This is a genomic window from Gemmatimonadota bacterium, assembly GCA_009835325.1.
Taxonomy (GTDB): domain Bacteria; phylum JAAXHH01; class JAAXHH01; order JAAXHH01; family JAAXHH01; genus JAAXHH01.
Genome location: VXWP01000008.1, coordinates 16,305 through 37,581 on the forward strand (window position 1 = coordinate 16,305; position 21,277 = coordinate 37,581).

Below are 21,277 nucleotides of genomic sequence, written 5' to 3' on the forward strand. Positions count from 1 at the left end.
GGCGGGTCAGACCGTGTTTTCGTCCAGCGGGAAGTCGATGCGCACGTTGCCGTGCTTCTGCGACGCGAGAAACCCCAGGATGATCTCAAGGGTATTTCGGGCCGCGCGCGGCGGGGAAACGGTCTCGCCGCCGTTTTCCATGACGTGGACGAGGTCCCGGATAGCCGCCGTGGAATAGTAGTGGGTCGGACCCTTGGGGGCGATGGTCTGGATGCCGTTTCCCGTATCGAGCTCGTAGAAGTCCTCGTGGACGAACATCCATCCATCCGTGCCGTCGAGCTGGTATCCGCCCCGGCATTCCCTGCCCTTGGAACCGTTGTAGAAGGCCCGTACGCCGTTCTTGAAATGGATGAAGCCGGAGCAGCCCGGCTCCAGGTCCGCGTTCCGGCCGCCGTCGCCCTGGTAGGGCCAGTAGTCCTCGTAGCCCTCGTCGAGCTCGGCGAAGACCCACGCGGGCTCCGATCCCGCGAGATAGCAGGTCATGTCGATCATGTGGGTGCCGTTTCGGAACAGAATGGCCCGGGGACCGCCGAAGTTGAGCACGATGCGTTGCAACGCGCCGATCGCGCCCTCGTCGAGGAGCTGCTTGACTTCCCGGTATACCTGACTCCAGCGACGGGTGTGGTTGATGTTCATGGGAACGTTCCGGCTTTCCACCGCGGCGATCATGCGGTCGGCGTCCGCGAGGGAGGTCGCGATCGGTTTTTCGCAGTAAATGCCCCGGACGCCCGCCGCGACGCCGTCCACCACGATGTCCGCGTGGCGGTGGTCCGACGTCACCACGCTCAGGATGTCGGGTTTGCAGGCTTCCAGCATCTCCCGGTAGTCCTTGAATCCCCGCAGACCCGGGAAAGTATCCGACCAATCCCTGAGGGTGTCCTGCAGGAGGTCTTCCTTCAGGTCGCAGACACCGACCACCTCTGTATTCGGCAGGAGGGCATAGGCCGGTACATGGCGGTTGGGCATCTCATGGCCTATTCCGTGGTCGCCGTCGACCGGGGGGCTTCCCGCCCCGATACCGCTCAAGCCCACCACGCAGGCCCTGTAGGTCCTTTCGTCAGCCATGGCTGTCCTTTCTGAGGTTAGGTGTGTCTAATTGTCCTTCCAGCGCGCGACCTGTGCTTCATCCAGGGTGACGCCGAGACCGGGGCCGTCGGGTACCTTCGCGGTGACCGGCCCGAGTTCCAGCGGCGTCTCGATCATATCGCCTTCGTGGTACAACGGTCCGAGCAGGTCTCCGGGATAGGTTTCGCTGTCGATGGCTTCCACGACGGCCGCCACGTGGAGCATGGCCGCCGTACCGATCCCCAATTCGAGATTGCTGCCCATGTGGCACCGCAATCCCGCCGCCCGGGCCACGTGCGAGATGCCCAGCGTCTGGCCGATGCCACCGTTCTTTCCCGGATAGACACTGATGATGTCCGCGGACCGCCTGAGTACCGTCTGCATGGCGTCGTGCACGGTGAATACACTCTCGTCGGCCATGATGGGGATGGTCGTTCCCGTGCGGATCAGGGCCGCTTCATCGTCGAACTGCGGCGCCGACGGCTGCTCGGCGAACAGGATGTCCAGGGGCTCCAGGAGACGCAGCATGCGGCGGGCAACCGCCGGCGGCCAACCGCAGTTCGCATCGATGCTCATCCGAATGCCGGGGCCGGCCAGAGCACGTATTGCGCGGACGCGCTCCAGGTCCTCCCCGGGGTCCAGTCCGACCTTGACCTTGAGACATTGCACGCCCCACTGCAGGAACTTCTCCGCCAGGGCGACGGAAGTCGGCACGTCGAAGGCGCCTACCACCATCTTCATGGGGATCTCCTCCCGGACCCTGCCGCCCAGCAGCTGGTAGAGCGGCATGCCCGCGCGCTTCCCCGCCAGGTCCCACAACGCCATCTCCACGGCCGCCTTGGTGAAGGGATTCAGCTTGATGACCTCGTCCATGATCCCACAAAGCCGGTTCACGTCCGCCGGGTCCTGGTCCTTCAGCGCGGGAGCCACCAGGTCCCGGACCGCTGCGGCGCACGATGCGGACGTTTCCCCGCTCCAGCGCGGCGCGACCGTGGCCTCTCCCAGTCCGGTCAGCCCCTCGTCCGTGTGGACCCGGAGGATGACGTAGGGAGAGACGATGTGTTCGCCATGGGCGGTTTTGGTGGTCATGCCCTGCTTGAGGGGCACTTCGATGGGAAGGGCTTCGATGCGGGTGATCTTCATGTTCCGCTCCGTTTTCGGTTGATCTTCTCCGCTGCGCTTACCGGAGCCAGTCGTCCCGGTGTTCGGCGACGAAGTGGTCGTCGTTGAGATGAGGATAGGCTTCGTATACCCGGTTGATTTCCTCGTACTGGCCGGGCGACAGCGTCTCATTATGATTGAGGCACCAGGTGCCCTCGAGCAGGCCCTGTCTGCGCAGTACCTCGTGAATCCCGGGTATGCATCCGGAAAAACCGTGTGCCGGATCGAAGAAGGCCGCGTTGCAGTCCGTGACCTCGATCGAGCGGGTCAGCAGGTGTTGGGGTACGGCTTCGCCGGACGCGGAGGCGTCATGGCATTCCCGCAGCAACGCGACCGCGCCCCGGGTCCAGACGGCCCAGTGTCCCAACAGCCCGCCCTTGAATCGTACGGACCGCCGCGCGTCTCCGCACTGGAACGTGTGTTCGGTAAGGAGGTCCATCAGGATGTTGTCGTCGTTGCCGGTGTACAGCGTGATTTCCTCCTGCCTTCCGGACTCCGTCAGGGCCCGCAGCACGTCGAGCGTGTGGTACCGGTTGAACGCCGCGATCTTGATGGCCACCACCCCTTCCAGTTCGACGAACCGCCGCCAGAAACGGTAGGGAAGCACGAGACCTCCCACTGCGGGTTGCAGGTAGAAGCCCATGACGGGAATGACGTCGGCCACGGCACGACAGTGCGCGATGAGTTCGTCCTCCGAGGCGCCGCTCATGGCGGTCAGGCTGAGCAGGCCGGCATGGTATCCGAGCGACCGCGCCGCTTCCGCCTCGCCGGTCGCCTGGGCCGTCCGTCCGCAGATACCCGCGATCCGGATGAAGTCCGCCGCCACCTCCCGGTCCATGACCTCCGCGGCCAGTCCGAGTACCGGTTCGTATAGGCCGTGGGCGGGGTCCCGGATCTCGAACTGGGTCGTATGGACGCCGACGGCGAGTCCACCGGCCCCGGCCGCTATGTAGTAACGCGTAAGGGCCCGCTGGCGCCTTTCATCCAGTCTCCGGTCCGCCGTTACGGCCAGCGGATGAGCCGGGATGACCACGCCTCGCCCCATGGCCGATCGGACCGGCGAGGGCATTGCGTCATGCATGTCTTTGCTCCAGAGGTGGTATGCTTCGATCAGAAACGTCCGGTGCGCGACTCGTACCCGGTCGGTTTGTCCAGGCTGCGGCCCCCTATGCGGATCCAGTGGGCGACCCAGTCCGCGATCCTTTCCGGCGGGACCTCCGGCTCGCCCAGTCTGTCAAACAGCCTGCGGGCGTTGCCAAGCAGCGCCGTTTCGCTTTCACGACCGGTAAAATCAGGCTCCGTTTCCAACCGGCGGCCGAGCATTCCGGACATCGACCGGACGGAGAGGACATCCGGCCCCGTCAGGTTCAGGATCGTGGCGGGACTGCTGCACAGGGGGAACAGCCGCGCCAGGTAACTATTGGCGTCTCCCTGCCAGATCTGGTTCACATGGCCCATGGCCAGGTCGATCGGCACGCCGTCATGGATCCTTCTGCCGAGGTCGTGGATGATGCCGTACCGCAGTTCCGTGGCGTAGAACAGCCGGACGATCAACAGGGGCGTTCCCTGCTCCACGCACAGATGTTCCGCGATGCGTTCCCCGCCCAGACGCGACTGGGCGTATTCGCCTACCGGTCCGATTTCTCCGTCCTCGTCCGCGCCGCCCCCCGCGACCCGGGTATAGGCATACACGTTGCCCGAACTCACGTAGACGATGCGGGATCCGGCGTACCTGCGCATGATCCGCCCCGGCAGCCAGGTGTTCATCGCCCAGGTCATCGGCGAGTTGCCCGTGGCGCCGAACTTGAATCCCGCGAGAAAGAGGACATTCGGCGCATCCGGCAGGCGGGCAAGTTCATTCTCGTCGAGCAGGTCCGCCCGAACGGTTTCCACGCCGGTTTCTTCGAGGTAAGCGCCGACCCTTGCGTCGCTGAACCGGGAGACGCCGATCACGCGCCGCGCGCCGGCCCGTACGAGGAGTTCCGCCAGGGTCGGTCCCATCTTCCCGCCGGCGCCCAGGATCACCACGTCGCCTTCCAGTTCCGATACGGCCTCGATGACGGCCGGCGAAGGGGCCGTCATCCGTTCGATCAGCATCTCCTCGCTCATGATGAGGTCAGGCATGGGCCGCTCCGCCGGGTGGCGCCGTAAAGTATGCCGCCGGCGCGAAGTACTTGAACATGCCGAAACCCGCCTCCCGGTCCGATTCCGACCAGACCAGGTCGGTCTCGCAGTAGGACACGGAACCATGCCCCGGCGGAGTCAGTTCGGGATGGGAGAAAAAATCGGTCCGCGGCCAGATGCTTCTGTGGCGGAAGCACAGGCCTTGAAGCAGGTTGTTTCGAATGAAATTCCGCATGTGGGAGAACGTCCGCTGGTATCTCGATCCGCTGCCCCATTCGATATAGGGGGCCAGTCCGCCGTCCAGCCCCTGGATCTCGGGAATGGAGAGAGGCACTCCGCCCCGAAACAGGATCGCGTCGATGTTCGGATCCACCATCACCCACTTCCGGTAATCGTCGAACCAGACTTCGGCCACAAAATGGCCTTCATAGCTATTCGGCGTTCCCATAAGCGCCGAGCAGCGCGCAGGGATGCCAATGGCCTGGCAGGCACTGACAAAGGCCACCGCATAGTGGACGCACATGGTGATGGAACTTTCGCCGTTGTGGCCTTGCCGGCTCCCGCCCCATGCGAGTATGGTCTCCGCGTCCCACGGCGCGTATGCCGTCCCGCGGCGGGATCCCGAATGTTCCCAACTGGTCGCAATCCACGCGGAAAGCGCCCGCACCCGGGTCATTAGATCGCCGTCGTACACGATACGTCGGGGAATCCGGTCACGCATCGACTGTGCCCTGGGGTGGTCGGTGGACTCCCAGGCCATGTCCGGCGGCGGGTCGTCCCGGCCTTCCACCAGCCGCATGCGCACGCAGTAGTTTCCACTAATTGCATTCAGGTAGCCCTGGCGGTGCGAACGCCACCTTGCACCGCCGTCGTCGGTCAGCGTGCTGTTTGACGGGGCGCCGCCAGCCTCCATCGCAAGCGACCATCCCGTCATCGCGGCGTCATCGGTCCACAGCTCCACCGTGTTGTCCCCGTCGCGCAGGTCGCCGGACTTGACGGTACGTTCGTACCATCTGTAATGGAGATCCTCCCCGGCCCGGATCGCTTCCTGGCCGATCCCGTTGAAGGACCAGTGCAGTGGGTTGTCGCCGACCCGGTGGGGCCTGGCCAGCAGGTACAGGGTAGCGTCGGATCCGGTGGCCGGCAGATTAAGGATGACGCGGACACGCCGGAACCGCGTGAGTTCCTCGCACAGCGATGGGATGACACGACCGGATTCGTTGTGGTAGAGTCTGCTCATTGACTAACCAAGTAACAGCCTGCAGTATGTTGCGTCAAGATCGGACGGACGTTATATTGCGGCTTGGAATCAGCATGCCCGGCGTAAAGCCTTACTTCCGCCTGAATAGAGATCGTGGCCTCAGGAATTTCCTTCAGGAATCCCCCTATGAAGCGGGCAGTGATACTCGGTCGAAACCAGGGCGGTGTCGTGGAGACCGACGTTCCGAAGCCACGGGAAAACTGGGCACTGATCAAGATCCACGCGGCTCCGCTCTGCAACGAGTTCAAGGGATTCGCGGCGGGCCGCAAGGAAGACTATCTGGGCCACGAGGCGTCCGGCGAGGTGGTCGATGTCGCGCAGCCCTGCCGGGTCGATGTGGGAGACCGGGTAGCGGTCATGCCCGGGTATCCCTGTGGCGGTTGCGCCCTGTGCCGGTCCGGGGACTACATCCACTGCGAAAACAACGTGGACTTCGAGGCATTCACCGGATCGGCCGAAGGCAGGGCGACCATCGCGCAATACATGCTCAAACCGGACTGGCTGTTGACGCCCATTCCCGATGGCATGTCCTACGAGCACGGGGCCATGGCGTGCTGCGGACTGGGGCCGACCTACGGCGCATTCGACCGCCTTCAGGTCCGGGGGGGCGACACCGTGCTGATCACCGGCATGGGGCCGGTGGGCCTGGGAGGGGTGATCGGCGCATCCCATATTGGCGCCGAGGTAATCGCCGTGGAATCCCATCCCTACCGCAAGGCGAAGGCCATGGAGCTGGGCGCTGCGCACGTCATCGATCCGGGGGACGAGGACGCGCTGGAACAGATACGCGAACTGACCGGCGGGATCGGCGTGGACCGGGCCGTGGACTGCTCGGGGTCGCCGTCAGCCCACAGGCTCTGCATCGACGCGCTCCGCAGGAGGGGAAGCCTCGCCTTCGTCGGCGAGAGCGGGGCGGACACGCGGCTGGTCGTGAGTCCCGACATGTTACGCAAGGGCATCGATCTGAAGGGCTCCTGGCATTACAACATGAAGGGCGCTCTCGACATCATGGGCGTCATCGCGAAAAACCGGGAGAAACTGGACCGCTTCATCACCCACCTGTATCCCATAGAGGAAATCCAGCATGCATGGGATACACAGGTATCGGGCGAATGTGCGAAAGTCGTCATCCAACCCTGGGCATCAACATGATCAAATGCGCGATCGTCGGCGTCGGCGGCGGACGGGCCCGTGGGCTGGCCGAAGCCTATGGACACGTAACCCGGGGTCGGCTGGCCGCCGTTTCGACCCGCCGCCGGGAAAAGCTCGACGCCTTTGGAACGGACTTCAGCGTGTCCACGAGGTACACGGACTACCGCGAGATGTTCGAACGGGAGAAACCGGACCTGGTCCACGTGAATACGCCGCCCTCGGCACGCCTGGAGATCTTCGAAGCGGCGGAGTCGGCGGGTGTTCCGGCCGTGCTGGTCGAAAAGCCCCTGGCCATACAGGGAGAAGATTATCTGGCCATGCAGGCCTTTGTGCGGTCTGCCCGGGTCAAGATCGCCGTCAACCACCAGTTGCACTTCCATCCTCGGCGCGGACGGATGCAACAGCAGGTGCGCGATGGCGCGATCGGGAACCTGCGCTTCATCGAGGCCAGCGCGGGCATGAACCCGGCCTACCAGGGGACGCACGCGCTACAGGCCATCAGCGCTTTCAATCCCGGTGCGGCGCCGGTCGCCGTCTTCGGGCAGGTCTCGGGCGCGGACGGGCTGGCTGAAACCCCCAGGCACCACTACGCGCCGGACGAGTGCACCGGGATCATCGACTACGACAACGGCGTCAGCGCACTGCTGCGCTGCGGCGCCGTCGCCCCCCGCGTCATCCCGGGCGGTTCCACTAACGTCCACAAGCGGATCGCCGTGTACGGGGACCTGGGCTTCGTGCACTGGACCATGCACGGCTGGGAGTCCAGGATCGACGATGTCTACGAGCGCGGGGAACACGTCTATGCCGAGGAAGACATCCTTGGCCAGGCGGCCATGACCGAGGCCATGATCGACTGGCTTGAAGACGACACGGCCGTTCACCCGCTGAACATCAACTCGGCGCTGAGCGACTTCAGCGTGATACTGGGGATTTACGAAAGCGCGCTGAACCGGGCGGTCGTTTCGCTGCCCTTTACGCCGTCGCCGGACCTGGTGGGGAGATTGCGCACCGCGCTGGGCTAGCCGGCCGTTCCGTCGTTCACCTGCATATACATGAAGGGCGGGATGGTCAGGGCCACCACGTCGTTTCCGCCGGTGACTTCACGGGCCTGTCCCAGGGCGTGTTCCAGGTCGGGCGCCCAGGAAACCCCCAGCCTTCTGGCCGCGAAATCGGTCTTCGGTCCGGCCAGGATCACACGGGACAGGTATTTCAGCGGATAGGTCGCCCAGTACCACACCGTGAAGGGATGGAATCCGTGGTGGGCGAAGCGATTTCGGTAGCAGTCGACCAGGTGCGGATCCCGCGCGAACTGCTCCTGGAACCCCGATTGCATCTCGAAGGGGTCCTGGGTCTCGGGCAGCACCTCGTTCCAGAACTTCTCGTAGGCGACGTGGTACTCGGGATGGAAGAACTCGAAGACCGGGTTCAGGATGATGACTACGCCGCCCGGTTTGACGAAGGGCTTGTTGTAGAACCAGTTGAAGACGTAACCGAGCACGTCGCTTAACACCAGCACCGGGTTGATCCGCGTGCCGACGGAATAGGGACTCAGATCGGGCAGGCCGAAGACCAGCGTATCGTGCTGATGGTCGGTGGTCACCAGCAGCTGGTCCTTCAGGGTCTGCAGGGTCGGTTCGTGTACGGCGTCTATGGAACCCGCGTTGATTTCAACGGGCAGGTAAGCGCTCTGGATGCCCTTGAAAACCCGGAAGCGCACCGATTCGGGAAGCATGCTCATGGACGCGGGCGTCGTGGCCTTCAGGATCTTCTCGAACAGGTTGCAACGCTCCGACGGTTTGCTTAAGTAGCGCATCATGGGGGGATAGGACGCGTTGTTCATGGCCGCCTCGAGGACCATGATGCGGGTGTGCTGCAGGATGACGCGGCTGATGCGCTCGATTGAGCCGTGCATGTCGGAACCCTCGGGCTGCATGACGTGAGGCTTCTCCGCGGTCATCTGCGGCGCGTGGTGCGGCGCGATGCTGTTGTAGGTGCCCAGTCCGACGGCCACGGACTTGTGGCCGCCATTCAGGGGGATCTGGATGGAGTCCACGTAGATCACCAGGTCGCTCTCGACGACCTTGCGGCTGGTCTCCACCGGTTCGCCGTGGTCGGTGGTGCCCAGCACGACGATGTCGTCCGGGTCTTCGGCGTCGAAATTGACCAGTTGGCTGGGGTGGAAAGCCTTCATGATCCGCTTGCCCAGCATGGCGGCCATTTCGTGGGTTTTCATCTTGCGGTGCAGCGCGACCGCGCACATGAGCTCGATATTCTCCTGCTTTACCCCGTAACCGTAGAGCATTTCCAGCAGGGTCTCGATGGCGAGCTGGCGGATGTCGGGCGGCGCGGTAGCCGGAAAAGGCTGGCAGTTGTCGTCGAAGGCGATCAGTACCCGGCTGTTCGCGTCGACGAGTTCTTCGAGTGGCGGCATGTCCAGGGGGGATTCGAAGGCCGCCCTGACCCGGTCCGGAATGTCTTTGTTCGGAATGCCCGGCAGCGGCGGCGGCGGAAAGAAAACCGTCCCCTCGTCGGGCAGTTCGGCGTGTATGATGTTGTTTCCGGAATAGGTAAGGTATTTCATCGCGCACTCCAAGTTTCGGGAACATCCTGTAGTCCGCAGGAGATCAGGAAGGACAGTCCTGCGGCCTTCCACCCGGCCTCACAGCGGGTTGGATTACGGCCGGGTTCATTCATTATAGACGCGTATATTCGTGGTATCAACCGATTAATCGCGCGTTCGATTCGAACGCATACGCCGTGACCCGTACCGGTTTGCGGCCCACATCCTCACCGCCCGGGAGTACAAATGACGATATTCGACCGCAACCTGTCGCGCAGAGGGTTCATGAAAACCGGAATAGCCGCTACGGCCGCGGGTGGCCTCGCCGGTTTGCGCAGCGCCCACGCCGCCCAGGACGCCCAGGCTGACCAGGCTGACCAGGCTGACCAGGAGAACCGCGACCCGGGCAGCGCTGAAGACCCCTACCTGACCCTCAGGAACACGCCCACGCCCCTCATCATGGACGCGCTGACCCGGATTGGTTACGACCGCACCCGACTGGCCATGTCCCGCGCCGTGCGACCGATGTTCCCGGCCAGGGGCACCATCGCCGGGCCGGCGGTGACGACGAAATACGAAGAAAGCGACATACCGACGACGAGGGACGATATCCGGACCCATGTATTCCGGCCGGTCGATGAGGCAAGGGCCGGGTCGATCTGGGTCACAGCCAGCGGCACCACGGAAATCCTCAGCATGTTCGGCGACGTGATCGTGCTCTCCTGCATGCAGCAGGGCTTGTCAGGTCTGGTAACCGACGGCGGCTGCCGGGACATCGAGGGGATGGAGGAAGTCGGTTTGCCCGTTTACGCGGCAGGCACCTGTCTTTACGGCCCCGGTTCGGTCATTCGTCCCGTGGCCTCCGACGTTCCCGTGATCTGCGGCGGTATCGAAATCTCGCCCGGCGACGTGGTCGCCGCCGACGTGAACGGCGTTATGGCCTTTCCGGCTGAAGCGTTGACGGAAGTGATTCAGAAGATAGGCGAGCTTGAAGAGAAGGAAACCCGTTCGCGCCGGGCTATCGAAGAAGGCCTGCCGCTGGAGACGGCATACGAGTTCTAGGCAGTGGTCCGGCTTTCCGGTCCGCATGTCCCCGGGCACGGCAAACGGAGCGCTAGGTCACGATAAACGACCTGCCGGGTCACATCCCGATGGACTTCCTGTGCAAGATTGGCTTATATTGCTCGTCGTTGTTCGGCTCGTAACTGGTGATTGATTCGCGACAGCCCTGAGGGTCCACAGGCATGCCCGCGGGAAACCTCCACCGGAGTGAACGGACTTGAAGACGTCTCGAAGGATCGGCTTCATCCTGTGCATGGTCCTCGTTGCCGCCGCTACGGGTTCCGCCCGTGCCCAGGGTGCGGAATTCGCCTTCCACGGCGGTCAGGCCGTCGAGGAATATGAGCGGGGCGGGGGCGGCAGCCTGGTCGTCAACCTGCCGACAGGCATCCGGACCGTTCACGTCGGAGCGCGGGCGACCTATCATGTGGCGGAAACGGACAATGAGGGCGAGAAGTCCCTGCTGTTGTACGGGGTGGACGCGGGCGTGACGCTGGTGTCGTCTCCCATTCTGGTGCGCGCGATGATCGGCGTGGGAAGGGCGCAGGACTCGGAGCAGACTGTGATCCGGGACGACGATACTCGGACGGCCACCACCACGACGACGAATACCTACTACGCGCAACCGGGCGTGTTGATCGGGGCATCCCTCGGCCCCGCGTTCGTGGGGATCGAGGGCAGGTACATCAACCTGGAGAAGGGCGTGAGTACGGCGGCGGTCTACGCCATGGTCGGCTTCAAGGTAGGCCGGTAAAGTCGGAGTACTCTATGACGACACAAGAATCGTGCAGGAATGAAATCGACACGTTGCACCGATGTTTCGAAGACTGGTTCAACGGTCGCGTCCCCAGGACCGCAGAGGCCTTCGGCCGAATCGAAACCGCCCTCGGCGAGGCCTTCGTGATCGTCATGCCGCAGGGCAGTAAAGTCGAACGCGGACCGCTGCTGAAAGGTCTTTATGACGCCCACGCCGGCCGGCAGGGTATCCGTATCTGGATCGAAAACGTCCGGGTGCTGGAGGAAGACCGGGCGCTCGTCGTCGCGGAGTACGAGGAATGGCAGACGGAGGGCGGTGAGACGACTTCGAGGCACAGCACCGCGGTCTTCCGACGCAGTGAGGAGAAGCCGAACGGCCTGGAGTGGTTACGCGTGCACGAAACCTGGTTCGACCGCCGGCCTTCCTGACTTGCCTTGTATATCCGTCTCCGGTAAGCGTCCTTTCGATTCAGAACCGCGTGGATTCGTACGCCCCGTAGGGCGGCTCTACGTCGAATTCGCGCGCGATGTCTTCCAGTTTCCCGCGGTGTTCGTCGCTCAGCGGGACGCCCTTCGCCTCGTTCTCACTTTCCCACCGCCACTCCATGCCGCCGGGCAGCTCCGCGTGGGGCATGCCCGGGAACGGCCTCATTTTCCTCGCCTTCGATACGAACTCGTCCAGGGTCCGCTCGAACTCGTCCAGATCCATGAAATGATCGATCTTCATGGCGAGCAGGAAAGCGCCCTGGTTGGATTCCCATTTTGAACGGGGCGGTTGTAATTCGGGCTTCCAGATGCCGGCCAGGATGCCGCCGAGCGCCTGCAGGGCGACCGCGAGACCCAGGCTCTTGGCGAACAGGGCAAAGTGTTCCTGGAAGAGTTCGTCCTTGTATCCCATGAATACTGCGGCCATGTCGAGCACCAGGGGGGGCTGGTTCCGTGTGGGGAAGGCCAGGCTCATGGGCGAGCCGCCGCTTGCGGACATGATTACGTTTTCGGGGTCGAGGGCGACGCGGTGGGTGGACAGCGCCCAGCCCACGCACCCGTGCTCGAGGGCCATGCGCGAGTAGTTTCCGGCCGCGCCGAAGTGGTAATGATTCCGCGTGACCGCCGCGCCGAGGCCATGGGCCAGCGCTTTTTCTATGGCGGTCTCCATGCCCCGGTGGGACGGGCCGTACCCCATGCCCCCGTCCCCGTCAAGTACCAGTACGGTCTCCGATTCTCGTACCGTCGTCACGTCGGGACGCGGGTTCACGTCGCCGTCGCGAAGTTTCGGCAGGTATCCGAGCGCTTGCTGCGTACCGTGACTGTAGACGCAGCGCTTGTCGGCCGTGGCGAGAATCCTGCCCATCAGTCCCGCTTCATCGACGCCCATGCCGGCCGAAACGAAAAGCTCCGCGGTGAATGCCGCATGGGTTTCGTACGGTACCCTGATGCCATGGTCCGGCGGGGTATTGCGCATAGGAATGGTGGTCATGCTTCGCATCGCCTTTCTGTTGCAGCCGTGGTCGTCCCTGTCGTGCTACTCTGTCACTGCCATGCTACTCCGTCACGGCCGCCCCCGCGTGGGCCGGACCACGGAAGATCGCATTCATAAAAAGGATATTCAGGCCGTCCATGTAGGCCCTGAAGTTCGGGTCTGCCGTGAATCCGATGGCCAGGCCGCGGCCGTGCTGCTCTTCCATGAGCAGGGGCTTGTAGGCCAGCTGTTGCGTGCTGCCTTCCCAGGCGAAACCGCTGGCAAGGACTTCGTCGGGACCCAGAAAGACCGCGACGTTGTTGCCGGCGTCCAGCTTGAGCGGCTTGAAGATCGAGCTGCCGCTGACCAGGGCGTTCACGGTACGGTCCCTGCCGGACGCCAGCCAGTGGTCCGGATCGAGTCCGGCCTTGAGGAGCACGCCCTGCGTGGACGGCGGTGCGGGATCATCGGGATTCAATGACCGAAGGTATTCGTCTTCCGTCTCGTAAATGCGTCCGGAAGCGTTTCCGTCACCGGAATCGCCATCGCCGCCGTCTTCTTCGGCCTCGTCTTCCCTGGTCGTCGATAGCAGGCCGGTCGATTCTGACGCCAGGTAAGCCGTGGCGCCGGCCCCCAGTCCGACCACCGTGCCGCCGCCGCGCACCCATTCCCTGATACGACGGGCTCCCCGTTCACCGAGCACGGTGCCGTAGGTGCCGCCGAATCCGGGGTCCGGCAGCAGCAGCACGTCGAAGTCTCTCAGGTCGGCCGTGGCGAGCTGGCGCGTCCGGATGGCCGTTACCGGGTATCCGATCTGGCGTTCGACGACGAAACGGGTGGCGCCCGCGTTGTACGCGCGGGTGGGCCGGTCCCACGCGAGGGCGATGCGCGGCTTGCGCATGAAGACCACGTTGTTGCTGCCGAAGTTGGGTCCTTCATCGACCCAGCCGGTGTCCGTCGCGATGACCTCCGCGCCCGAGGATGCGGAGATTCGCGACAGTGTCTCGTGCAGGTGATCCGGGTTGTCCTTGACCTTGAAGATCAACGTGCCGGACGGATAGCGCCGGTCTCCCTGCACGAAGGCCAGGTCGGTGCTGAACACCCTGAGCCCGGCCCGGTGGGACGCGGCCAGCAGTCGTCCTGCGGCCTGGGTGCCCCAGGGCACCAGGTAGGCGACTTCCGCCCGTCCTCCCTGGATCGCACCCGGTGGGATCATGTCAGGATCGACCAGGGTGAGGTCGCCTTCAATCGTCCGACTCGCGGCCACGGCCTCCACGTTGTACATCAGCGGGAACGACCACGCGGTCACGTCGTAGATCTGGTCCCCAATGCCCTTGCTCCTTCGACGCTCCTGCTCCTCGATGAAGTCGTCATCCATGGGTACGTGCCTGTCCAGGAGCGTGCGGATCAGGCGCTTGGCCGGCTGGGCGAGAGAAATGACGTAACTGCCCGCGGGATAGGTCGCTCCGCCGGACCGGAAGTCCGATCCGGCCTGGTGCACCTCGACGCCGTGACGGTCCATGAGCCAGGCCAGCTTGTCCACCCCCGAGGTATTGCTGTCCGGCCTGCGCGGAAGGATGTAGGCCCTGATGTCCTCGCTGCGGCCTTCCTCGATCGCCGACTGCCGGTAGGCGTAAAAGTCCGCCAGGAGCTTCTCCCGGTGGATCGCGGCCGTCTCGCTGGTGGCAATGGATGCGACGAAGTGGTGCCTTACCGTGTCCCTGAAGTGCATCACCGACGCGTCGCTTCTCCGGACGACGAGTCCCCGGGCCGAAGCCTGTTCGTAGGTCATGGCCACGCTACCGTAATAGGACGGCCAGCTGGCGCCGTAACCCGGATAGAAGGCGTCGAAAATCTCCCGGGTAAAGTAGGAGAACCCGTAGTGATCGAACCACTTCGCGTTGTTGCGGCCGAAAAGCTGGAGGTTCTCGCGCTGGTCCCGGGCCAGGTGCGGGTTGTAGGGTATCGCCTCCGGCGCGAAGTAGTAGGTGGTATTGGAACCCATTTCGTGCAGGTCGACGAAAACGGGCGGGTAGTAGTCCTGCAGGACCTTCACCCGGCCCAGGGTCTCGGGATGGTTCAGCGAAATCCAATCGCGGTTCAGGTCGAAGTAGTAGTGGTTGGTCCGTCCGCCGGGCCACGGTTCGTTGTGCTCGGCCGCCAGCGGACTGGCGTTCGGCTCCAGGCCTTCGGCGATCTCGAAATTGTGGACGAACCGGTCCCGTCCGTCCGGATTCTGGACCGGGTCGATCATCACGATCGTCTCTTCGAGGATATGGTCCACGACCGGGTCGTTTCGGGCCGCCAGCAGGTGATAGGCCGTGAACAGCGCCGCATCCCCGGGGGAGATTTCGTTACCGTGGACGGCGTAGCTCAGGTTGACGATTACCGGCAGCGAAGCGATCAGGCTGTCGGCGCTCGAACGGGACGTTATTCTGGGGTCGGCCAGCCGTTTCATGCCCGCGCTGACTTCCGGCAGCGCGCCGATCCGTTCCGGCGAACCTACAAAAGCGTACACCAGCTTCCGCCCTTCCCAGGACCGGGCATACTCGAGCACGCGCACCTGGCCGGGCAAAGCCGACTCGAGCGCTTCCAGGTACGCTATCAGTCCCGCGCTGGGCGTGATCCGGTCCCCGATCCGGTAGCCCAGGACCTCCTCCGCGGTGGGCACCGCGGGATCGTACTCGGTGCCGGGCCAGTATTCGAAGTCCTGCGCTCCAGCTGCCCGGGGGATCATCCCGGCGAGTAGAACCAGGCAAAAAAGCGGCAGGACGGTGAGCCTCTTCATCGATATACCTCCTCACACACGGTCTGGGCGGTGCATTCAGGAAACTTCGTTGGAGTAAATGAGCGGGTTCTGTGTATCGTCATCCAGCGGGTCGCCTATTTCGATCGTATCCAGGATCCGGTTCGGAAGCACGTTGGGGATGCCGTTGAACGTGCTGTGGTCGGGCATGTAGGCGCAGGTGAAGGCGCGGCGCGGCCAGGGCGTCATGTTCGCGTTGGCGGCGTGTACGATCAGCCCGTTGTGGAAGGAACATCCGCCCGCCGGCATGACGACGGGAACGGGGTCCATCCGGCCGAGATCGGGGTAGGCATCGAACATGGCCCCCACCTGTTTCCCCGCCGCCGGATAGTCGTCGCGCCGCTTCCTGTGCGACCCGGGCATGAAGAACATGCAGCCGTTCTGGACGGTGACTTCATCCAGGGCGACCCAGATGGTGATGGCGTGCTCCGACGCGAAGGACCACTTGGTATTGTCCTGGTGCCACGTGGTGGGATTGGCCCAGGGCAGTTTGGTCAGGACCTGGTCGTGCCAGATCCGGATTCCGTCGACCCCCTCCAGGTCGGCCGCCATTTTGCCCAGCCGGCCGTCCAGCATCAGCGCGCGGACGCCTACGTGATCCATCCACAGGTTGATCCGCTGCCGGAATACGGCTTCGTCATCCGCCGTTACCTTTCTGGCCAGGTGGTAGGACCCTTCGGGCAGCCGGTTCCGGTCCCGTAGTGAGACCGCCTCATCCACCGCGGACCGCCAGGTCTCCAGTTCTGATTCGTTCAGGAAGTCTTCTATGATGAGAAAGCCGTTTTCCCGGTAGGAGGCAATCTGTTCGCTCGTCAGTCGATGGTTCATTTATCGCGCTCCGTCATGCGGACCAGACCCGGGGGAACAGGTCGCAGGCCATAGGATCTCCCGGGGCGAGCCCGCCGGTTTCCGTGGGGGAAATCTCCCAGGGCCGGGTCGCGAACCGGGCGTCGTCTCCGAGCCATCGGGTGGCCAGTACCCGACGCGCATCGGTGAGGGACTGGTTGCCCGCCGCGCCGTGCAGCGTGCACATGTGGAACGCGATGACGTCGCCGGGTTCCATGTCCCACGCCAGGATCTCGTAGTCCTCCGGGTGTTCGTCGATGGGCGGCACGTCCTCGAAGGGACGGTCCTCGAGCATGGGTTTCGCGGAGGCGTCCTCGATGGTGTAATTGCTTTCCGTGGCGAACTTGCGGGGTACGAACCAGCGGCCCCAGTCGTGGGAACCCCGGACGAACTGCACGCAAGACGCTTTCGAAACGGGGTCCAGCGGCATCCACAGGGATACGTTCTGGCGGCCGTTCACCGGGTAATAGGGCTGGTCGTGGTGCCAGGGCGTCCGTTTGAGCGTGCCGGGCCATTTGACCAGGAGGTGTTCGTGATAGAAAACGGAACTCCGCGATTCCATGAGCCGCGCCGTCATGGCGCCCACGGGCGAGTGGAACACGAAGTCGCGGTACTCGGGAATCCGCTGCCAGTTGCAGTAATCGTCGACGAAACCGCCCCGGTCCGCTTCTCCCGCCTTCAGGGTACCCGCGTAATCGCTGGGTTCGGCCAGGTTGCGGGACACGCCGGCTTCCACGACGGACACCCAGTGCGGATCGAAGGCCCGCCGTATGCACACCGCGCCGTCTTCCCGGTATTGCCGTACGATGTCTTCGGTTACGATTCCTTCCGCATACAAGTCCCGCACGCTCCTTCCTATCGACCTTCCTCAGCGCCGGCGTCTTCAGTGCCGGCGTCTTCAGTGCCGGGCGATGTACATCTCGGTGTGCATGATGCCGATCCACGAGAACATCGCGTATCCGAACTTGTTGACTTCGAGCCCTTTCAGGTAGGGTTTCCGCAGGTCCACCGTCAGATTGTGGTACAGAAACGCGCCGCCCACGTCTTCCACGAGCAGCCGCTCCGCTTCACGGTACATGCTCATGCGTTTGTCGTGATCCATTTCATGCGCCGCCGCGTCGATCAGCCGGTCGAAGCCCTCGTTGCGCCAGTCCTGTCGCCCGAATCCTCTCGGCTGCGACCGCCAAACCATGCCGAGCAGGTTGTTCGGATCGGGATAGTCGGCATTGAATCCTCCCAGGCCCATGGGAATGTTCCATTCGTACATATTGTCCCGGTATACCTTGTCTTCCGATCCCCGCATGCGGAGTCTCAGGCCCAGCGCATTTCCGAGCATCGCCTGTATGGCCTGGGCGGTGTAACTGATCTGGGGGTTGGTCTTGCCGATCCAGAAATCGATCGTTGGAAAACCCTTGCCGCCCGGAAATCCCGCTTCGGCCATCAGGTCCCTGGCACGGTCCGGATCGTAGGCCTGGACGGACTGTGTGGACGCGTCCGCACTTCCGGGAAACTTGGGCGGGAGCATGGAGTAGGCAGGCACGCCCGTGTTGCGCAGGACGACGTTGCACAACACCTCGCGGTCGATGGCGTGGCTGATCGCGCTCCGCACGCGGACATCGTCGAAGGGCGGCTCGCGGGTCTTGAAGAAGAGGTACCAGGTCTCAGGAAAGGCGTAGTACGACAGCTCGGATTTCAGGGTCGGGTGGTTTTCGATGAAGGGCAGGTCGGTCAACAGGACCCTGAGATAGTCGATCTCGTCGTTCTCGTACGGCGGGGTGCCCGGGTGTCCCGTGGTGAAGATCTGGACGATCTTCTCGAGAAACCCTTTGTGGGGACCGGTATAGTAGGGATTGAGGGTCAGCGTGGCCTGCCTGCCCTTCTGCCATTCGGAGAGGGTGTAGCTCGCGTTGGCTACCAGGTTACCCGCCTCGCTCCATCGTACCCCGTGCTTTTCGACCTGCCACCGGGGTACCGGTCCCGATCCGGTGAACGCCACGATGAAGGGCAGATAGGGACAGGGCTTCTCCGTTTCGATCTCCAGCGTGAAGTCGTCCAGGGCCCGCACGCCCACGGTCGAAGGGTCGGTCACACTGCCCTGGTTGAACGGACGGGCACCCTTGATTTCGTAGTAGAAGAAGGCATAGGGACTCGCTACGGCCGGATCGAGGAATCGCTTGTAGGTGTATTCGAAGTCGTGTGCCGTGACCGTGCGGCCATCGCTCCACTTCCCGTCGGGACGGAGTTTGAACGTCCAGCGCAGCCCGTCGGCCGACTGTTCCCACGAGGAAGCCGCGGCCCCGACAAGCTCCAGGTTCTTGTCGAGCATGACCAGGCGTTCGAACAGGGTTAGCGCCCCCTGGCCCTCGTATATGTTGATGCTGACGTCGAAGGTCAGCGGTTCTACGAGCGTATAGCGGAACACCTGCTGTTCCAGGGGCGCCGCGTCCGGCGGCATCTCCTTTCCGATGGAGTTGACCACGGGGACGGCGCCTGTCAATACGGCGGCCGGCAGGAAGCAGCAGATGAACCCGGCAAGGCAGGCCGCGGCGGCGACGAGACGTCCCCGCGCGCACAGGGTCCGCACGCGCACGCTTGCGGACCGGACCGGTCGTGTCCCCTTCTTCATACCTGTTCCCGTGGCTGTCGTGTGCATGATGGAATCGACGCGGATCGCGATATTCCGGCAGACTAAAGACTATACAATACGGATGATGGCGTGTCAACAGCAGGCTACGGTGTCCGGTGCGTACAGACAAGCGCGTTCGTTGTCGGATTTGTTGGAAGACTCACGGGCTTTCCAGCCGGACATACTTCGACAGCGTCCGGGCGACGGACACCGCAAGGACGAGCTTGACCAGGCCGAAGGGGAGGAAGGGGATCAGGCCGACGGCCAGCGTGGCGGACCAGGTGGTCTCCACGCCCGCGTAGAAGTTGAAATAGGCGTACAGGTACGAAAGACCGCAACCGAAGATGGCGACATGGCCGAGCAGCATACCGGCGACGAGATGGGGGATGCTGCTCCGGGAGAAACGGTCCAGGTAACTTCCGGTCAGGAAGGCGCAAAGAACGAACCCCACGAGGTAGCCGAAGGTGGGCGAGAGCACGACCGCCGGACCGGTCATGCCGCCGGCAAATACAGGGATGCCGGCCAGGCCGAGGCATACGTAGACGGCCTGGCTGCCGGCGCCCCAGCGGCCGCCCAGCACGGCGCCGGAAAGCAGGACGAAGAAGGTCTGCATCGTGATCGGCACGGGGCCGATCGGTATGTTGATATAGGCGCTCACCGCCGTCAGTGCCGCCATCAGGGAGGCCGTGGCCAATCGTACGTTCCTGGACAAAGTGATTCTTCCTGTCGTTCCGGCCGAACCGGGTTACGTTCGCATGCTCTTGGGGTGGCTGCTTTGCCTTGCTACCTCACGCAGGTTCATATACATTGGCGGGCGATTCTGTCAACGACGTTTTCAAAATGCAAAAGGAGTGTCGCGATGAGAGTGGGGATTCGCACTACGGGGCGTTTGAACGCCATGCCCTTCGAAGAGGTGTGCGCGTGGATGGCCGAAAAGGGGTTCGATACGATCGACGTGTCCCGGATCGACGGCGACATGGTCCGGACCGCCGAAGCGCACGGCGTGGCGATCGGCCAGGTGGACCTCGTCGCGGGCACGGAACTGCTGAGCGAAGACGCCGGTCAACGGGCGCAGGCGCTCGACGCATCCAGGGAGTCCATACAGCGTGCGGTAGACCACGGCGTTGCCAACCTGTTCTACGTCGCGCCGGCGCCAGTGGATCCCGCCCAGGGCCGCGAGGCGACCTTCCAGCAGTGGAAGCGTACAATGCCCGACATCGTAGACTTCGCCGAGTCCCGCGGGGCGACCATCGCCCTCGAAGGCTGGCCCGGGGGGTCGACCCACCATGAGCGGATCGGCGCCACGCCCGAGATGCTGCGGGCCATGTTCGAGGCCTGCCCCTCTCCCGCCTTCGGCATCAACTACGATCCCTCGCACCTGATCCGGCTGGGCGTCGATCCGATGCGCTTTCTGAAGGAGTTCGGCCATCGCGCCCACCACGTGCACGCCAAGGACACCGTGTTCGACGAGGAAGCGCTATATCTTTACGGAAGAATCAAACCTTCCTTCGATTCACCGATGGCCTTCGGCGAGGGCTGCTGGCGGTATTGCATCCCCGGCGAGGGCCTGGCCGACTGGGCGCTCATCGTGAAACAGCTCGAGGATTTCGGCTACGACGGCATTCTGAGCATCGAGCACGAGGACGGGCGGTACTGTGGTTCGTGGGAACTGGAAGAAGAAGGTTTCGTCCGGGCACGGGCGCACCTGAAACGATACATGCTGTAGCGCCCCTCAGCCGGAGTGTAGCGCCCCTCAGCCGGACACTTCGTCCAGTACCTTCTCGACGTGGCCGTCCACCTTGACGTTGCGGAAGATCCTGGAAATCCGGCCGTCCCCGTCGATGACGAAGGTCGACCGCTCGATCCCCATGTACTTCCGGCCGTAATTCGTCTTCTCCTTGTACACGCCGTACGCCGTGGATACGGAGGTGTCCGGGTCGCTCAACAACGGGAAGGGCAGGTCGTACTTCGTTGCGAACTTCTCGTGGGAAGGTATATCGTCACAGCTGACGCCGTAGACCTGCACATCCTGACCCTGAAACGTCGTGTAGTGGTCCCTGAAGGCGCAGGACTCCCGGGTGCAGCCGGGCGTGTCGTCCTTCGGGTAGAAATACAGTACTACCGTCTTGCCCTTCAGATCCTTGAGCGAAACAGGTCCGCCCTTGTCGGCTTCCATGGTGAAGTCGGGTGCTTGATCGCCTGCCTGCAGCATAGTGGTTTCCTTTCTATTCAGGGTTTCACGTACGCCCCGCGGTGAATCGCCCGACCCTCCGCGGTGTACTTCGTCTCGAAATTGGTCAGATCACGGCCTAGTTCCTTTACACGTTCGGGGATCTCCCCCAGTGCGTCCAGTCGGTCCGACGCTTCAAGCAGGGCCTGGATCTCTTCGTAGTATTCGACGT

Annotated in this window: 19 protein-coding genes; 6 read left to right on the forward strand and 13 right to left on the reverse strand. The window is 63.5% G+C overall.

Annotated features, from left to right (window positions below):
- Window positions 1-6: 6 nt before the first annotated feature.
- Genes F4Z81_00820 through F4Z81_00840 form a run of 5 tightly spaced genes read right to left on the reverse strand, consistent with a single transcriptional unit; the run spans window position 7 to window position 5,590 of the window.
- On the reverse strand, window positions 7-1,065 hold the full coding sequence (locus F4Z81_00820; protein MXW03589.1) for a Gfo/Idh/MocA family oxidoreductase: 1,059 nt from the start codon (window positions 1,063-1,065) through the stop codon (window positions 7-9).
- A 27-nt stretch (window positions 1,066-1,092) separates the two neighbouring features.
- Window positions 1,093-2,208: a mandelate racemase/muconate lactonizing protein gene (locus tag F4Z81_00825; protein MXW03590.1), complete on the reverse strand. Its 1,116-nt coding sequence runs from the start codon at window positions 2,206-2,208 to the stop codon at window positions 1,093-1,095.
- A gap of 37 nt (window positions 2,209-2,245) precedes the next feature.
- Window positions 2,246-3,307, reverse strand: coding sequence for a dihydrodipicolinate synthase family protein (locus tag F4Z81_00830; GenBank protein MXW03591.1), 1,062 nt, complete (start codon window positions 3,305-3,307; stop codon window positions 2,246-2,248).
- Window positions 3,308-3,336: 29 nt separating this feature from the next.
- On the reverse strand, window positions 3,337-4,350 hold the full coding sequence (locus tag F4Z81_00835; GenBank protein ID MXW03592.1) for an NAD(P)-dependent oxidoreductase: 1,014 nt from the start codon (window positions 4,348-4,350) through the stop codon (window positions 3,337-3,339).
- A complete protein-coding gene (locus tag F4Z81_00840) occupies window positions 4,343-5,590 on the reverse strand; it encodes a transglutaminase domain-containing protein (GenBank protein MXW03593.1) in 1,248 nt (415 codons plus the stop codon). The genes F4Z81_00835 and F4Z81_00840 overlap by 8 nt, the downstream gene beginning before the upstream one ends.
- 147 nt (window positions 5,591-5,737) lie before the next feature.
- On the opposite strand from F4Z81_00840, the gene F4Z81_00845 reads away from it, so the two are divergent.
- Window positions 5,738-6,763 (forward strand): zinc-binding dehydrogenase, encoded by a 1,026-nt coding sequence (locus F4Z81_00845; GenBank protein ID MXW03594.1) that lies wholly within the window; start codon window positions 5,738-5,740, stop codon window positions 6,761-6,763.
- A complete protein-coding gene (locus F4Z81_00850) occupies window positions 6,700-7,785 on the forward strand; it encodes a Gfo/Idh/MocA family oxidoreductase (GenBank protein MXW03595.1) in 1,086 nt (361 codons plus the stop codon). The genes F4Z81_00845 and F4Z81_00850 overlap by 64 nt, the downstream gene beginning before the upstream one ends.
- Here F4Z81_00850 and F4Z81_00855 read toward each other — a convergent pair.
- Window positions 7,782-9,344, reverse strand: a complete 1,563-nt coding sequence (locus F4Z81_00855) for a DUF2088 domain-containing protein (GenBank protein ID MXW03596.1) — start codon at window positions 9,342-9,344, stop codon at window positions 7,782-7,784. The genes F4Z81_00850 and F4Z81_00855 overlap by 4 nt on opposite strands.
- A 225-nt stretch (window positions 9,345-9,569) precedes the next feature.
- Between F4Z81_00855 and F4Z81_00860 the strand changes: the two genes are divergently transcribed.
- The 3 genes from F4Z81_00860 (at window position 9,570) to F4Z81_00870 (ending at window position 11,567) form a co-directional block, all read left to right on the forward strand.
- Window positions 9,570-10,385 (forward strand): hypothetical protein, encoded by an 816-nt coding sequence (locus tag F4Z81_00860; protein ID MXW03597.1) that lies wholly within the window; start codon window positions 9,570-9,572, stop codon window positions 10,383-10,385.
- Between the two features lie 217 nt (window positions 10,386-10,602).
- Window positions 10,603-11,136, forward strand: coding sequence for a hypothetical protein (locus tag F4Z81_00865; GenBank protein ID MXW03598.1), 534 nt, complete (start codon window positions 10,603-10,605; stop codon window positions 11,134-11,136).
- Window positions 11,137-11,150: 14 nt separating this feature from the next.
- Window positions 11,151-11,567 carry a DUF4440 domain-containing protein gene (locus F4Z81_00870; GenBank protein ID MXW03599.1) on the forward strand — a complete coding sequence of 139 codons (417 nt, stop codon included), beginning with the start codon at window positions 11,151-11,153 and terminating at the stop codon, window positions 11,565-11,567.
- Between the two features lie 40 nt (window positions 11,568-11,607).
- On the opposite strand, the gene F4Z81_00875 is transcribed toward F4Z81_00870, so the two are convergent.
- The 6 genes from F4Z81_00875 to F4Z81_00900 all read right to left on the reverse strand — a co-directional run bounded on the left by F4Z81_00875 (window position 11,608) and on the right by F4Z81_00900 (window position 19,587).
- Complete coding sequence (locus F4Z81_00875; protein MXW03600.1) at window positions 11,608-12,624, reverse strand: Ldh family oxidoreductase; 1,017 nt, start codon at window positions 12,622-12,624, stop codon at window positions 11,608-11,610.
- A gap of 55 nt (window positions 12,625-12,679) precedes the next feature.
- Window positions 12,680-15,385, reverse strand: coding sequence for a peptidase M14 (locus F4Z81_00880; GenBank protein MXW03601.1), 2,706 nt, complete (start codon window positions 15,383-15,385; stop codon window positions 12,680-12,682).
- Between the two features lie 36 nt (window positions 15,386-15,421).
- Window positions 15,422-16,231 carry a phytanoyl-CoA dioxygenase family protein gene (locus F4Z81_00885; protein ID MXW03602.1) on the reverse strand — a complete coding sequence of 270 codons (810 nt, stop codon included), beginning with the start codon at window positions 16,229-16,231 and terminating at the stop codon, window positions 15,422-15,424.
- A gap of 13 nt (window positions 16,232-16,244) precedes the next feature.
- Complete coding sequence (locus tag F4Z81_00890; GenBank protein ID MXW03603.1) at window positions 16,245-17,108, reverse strand: phytanoyl-CoA dioxygenase; 864 nt, start codon at window positions 17,106-17,108, stop codon at window positions 16,245-16,247.
- A 39-nt stretch (window positions 17,109-17,147) separates the two neighbouring features.
- Window positions 17,148-18,902: a peptide ABC transporter substrate-binding protein gene (locus F4Z81_00895; GenBank protein ID MXW03604.1), complete on the reverse strand. Its 1,755-nt coding sequence runs from the start codon at window positions 18,900-18,902 to the stop codon at window positions 17,148-17,150.
- Window positions 18,903-19,035: 133 nt separating this feature from the next.
- Window positions 19,036-19,587, reverse strand: a complete 552-nt coding sequence (locus F4Z81_00900; protein MXW03605.1) for a biotin transporter BioY — start codon at window positions 19,585-19,587, stop codon at window positions 19,036-19,038.
- A gap of 147 nt (window positions 19,588-19,734) precedes the next feature.
- Between F4Z81_00900 and F4Z81_00905 the strand changes: the two genes are divergently transcribed.
- Window positions 19,735-20,601, forward strand: a complete 867-nt coding sequence (locus tag F4Z81_00905; protein MXW03606.1) for a sugar phosphate isomerase/epimerase — start codon at window positions 19,735-19,737, stop codon at window positions 20,599-20,601.
- Between the two features lie 27 nt (window positions 20,602-20,628).
- Here F4Z81_00905 and F4Z81_00910 read toward each other — a convergent pair whose 3' ends face one another.
- Entirely contained in the window at window positions 20,629-21,087 is a 459-nt protein-coding gene (locus F4Z81_00910; protein MXW03607.1) for a thioredoxin-dependent thiol peroxidase, read from the reverse strand.
- Between the last annotated feature and the right edge of the window lie 190 nt (window positions 21,088-21,277).

Bases quoted from the DNA above. Each gene is read 5' to 3' on its own strand.
- F4Z81_00820 (MXW03589.1), bottom strand. From the start codon at position 1,065: ATGGCTGACGAAAGGACCTACAGGGCCTGCGTGGTGGGCTTGAGCGGT.
- F4Z81_00825 (MXW03590.1), bottom strand. From the start codon at position 2,208: ATGAAGATCACCCGCATCGAAGCCCTTCCCATCGAAGTGCCCCTCAAG.
- F4Z81_00830 (MXW03591.1), bottom strand. From the start codon at position 3,307: ATGCATGACGCAATGCCCTCGCCGGTCCGATCGGCCATGGGGCGAGGC.
- F4Z81_00835 (MXW03592.1), bottom strand. From the start codon at position 4,350: ATGCCTGACCTCATCATGAGCGAGGAGATGCTGATCGAACGGATGACG.
- F4Z81_00840 (MXW03593.1), bottom strand. From the start codon at position 5,590: ATGAGCAGACTCTACCACAACGAATCCGGTCGTGTCATCCCATCGCTG.
- F4Z81_00845 (MXW03594.1), top strand. From the start codon at position 5,738: ATGAAGCGGGCAGTGATACTCGGTCGAAACCAGGGCGGTGTCGTGGAG.
- F4Z81_00850 (MXW03595.1), top strand. From the start codon at position 6,700: ATGGGATACACAGGTATCGGGCGAATGTGCGAAAGTCGTCATCCAACC.
- F4Z81_00855 (MXW03596.1), bottom strand. From the start codon at position 9,344: ATGAAATACCTTACCTATTCCGGAAACAACATCATACACGCCGAACTG.
- F4Z81_00860 (MXW03597.1), top strand. From the start codon at position 9,570: ATGACGATATTCGACCGCAACCTGTCGCGCAGAGGGTTCATGAAAACC.
- F4Z81_00870 (MXW03599.1), top strand. From the start codon at position 11,151: ATGACGACACAAGAATCGTGCAGGAATGAAATCGACACGTTGCACCGA.
- F4Z81_00875 (MXW03600.1), bottom strand. From the start codon at position 12,624: ATGCGAAGCATGACCACCATTCCTATGCGCAATACCCCGCCGGACCAT.
- F4Z81_00880 (MXW03601.1), bottom strand. From the start codon at position 15,385: ATGAAGAGGCTCACCGTCCTGCCGCTTTTTTGCCTGGTTCTACTCGCC.
- F4Z81_00885 (MXW03602.1), bottom strand. From the start codon at position 16,231: ATGAACCATCGACTGACGAGCGAACAGATTGCCTCCTACCGGGAAAAC.
- F4Z81_00895 (MXW03604.1), bottom strand. From the start codon at position 18,902: ATGCACACGACAGCCACGGGAACAGGTATGAAGAAGGGGACACGACCG.
- F4Z81_00905 (MXW03606.1), top strand. From the start codon at position 19,735: ATGAGAGTGGGGATTCGCACTACGGGGCGTTTGAACGCCATGCCCTTC.
- F4Z81_00910 (MXW03607.1), bottom strand. From the start codon at position 21,087: ATGCTGCAGGCAGGCGATCAAGCACCCGACTTCACCATGGAAGCCGAC.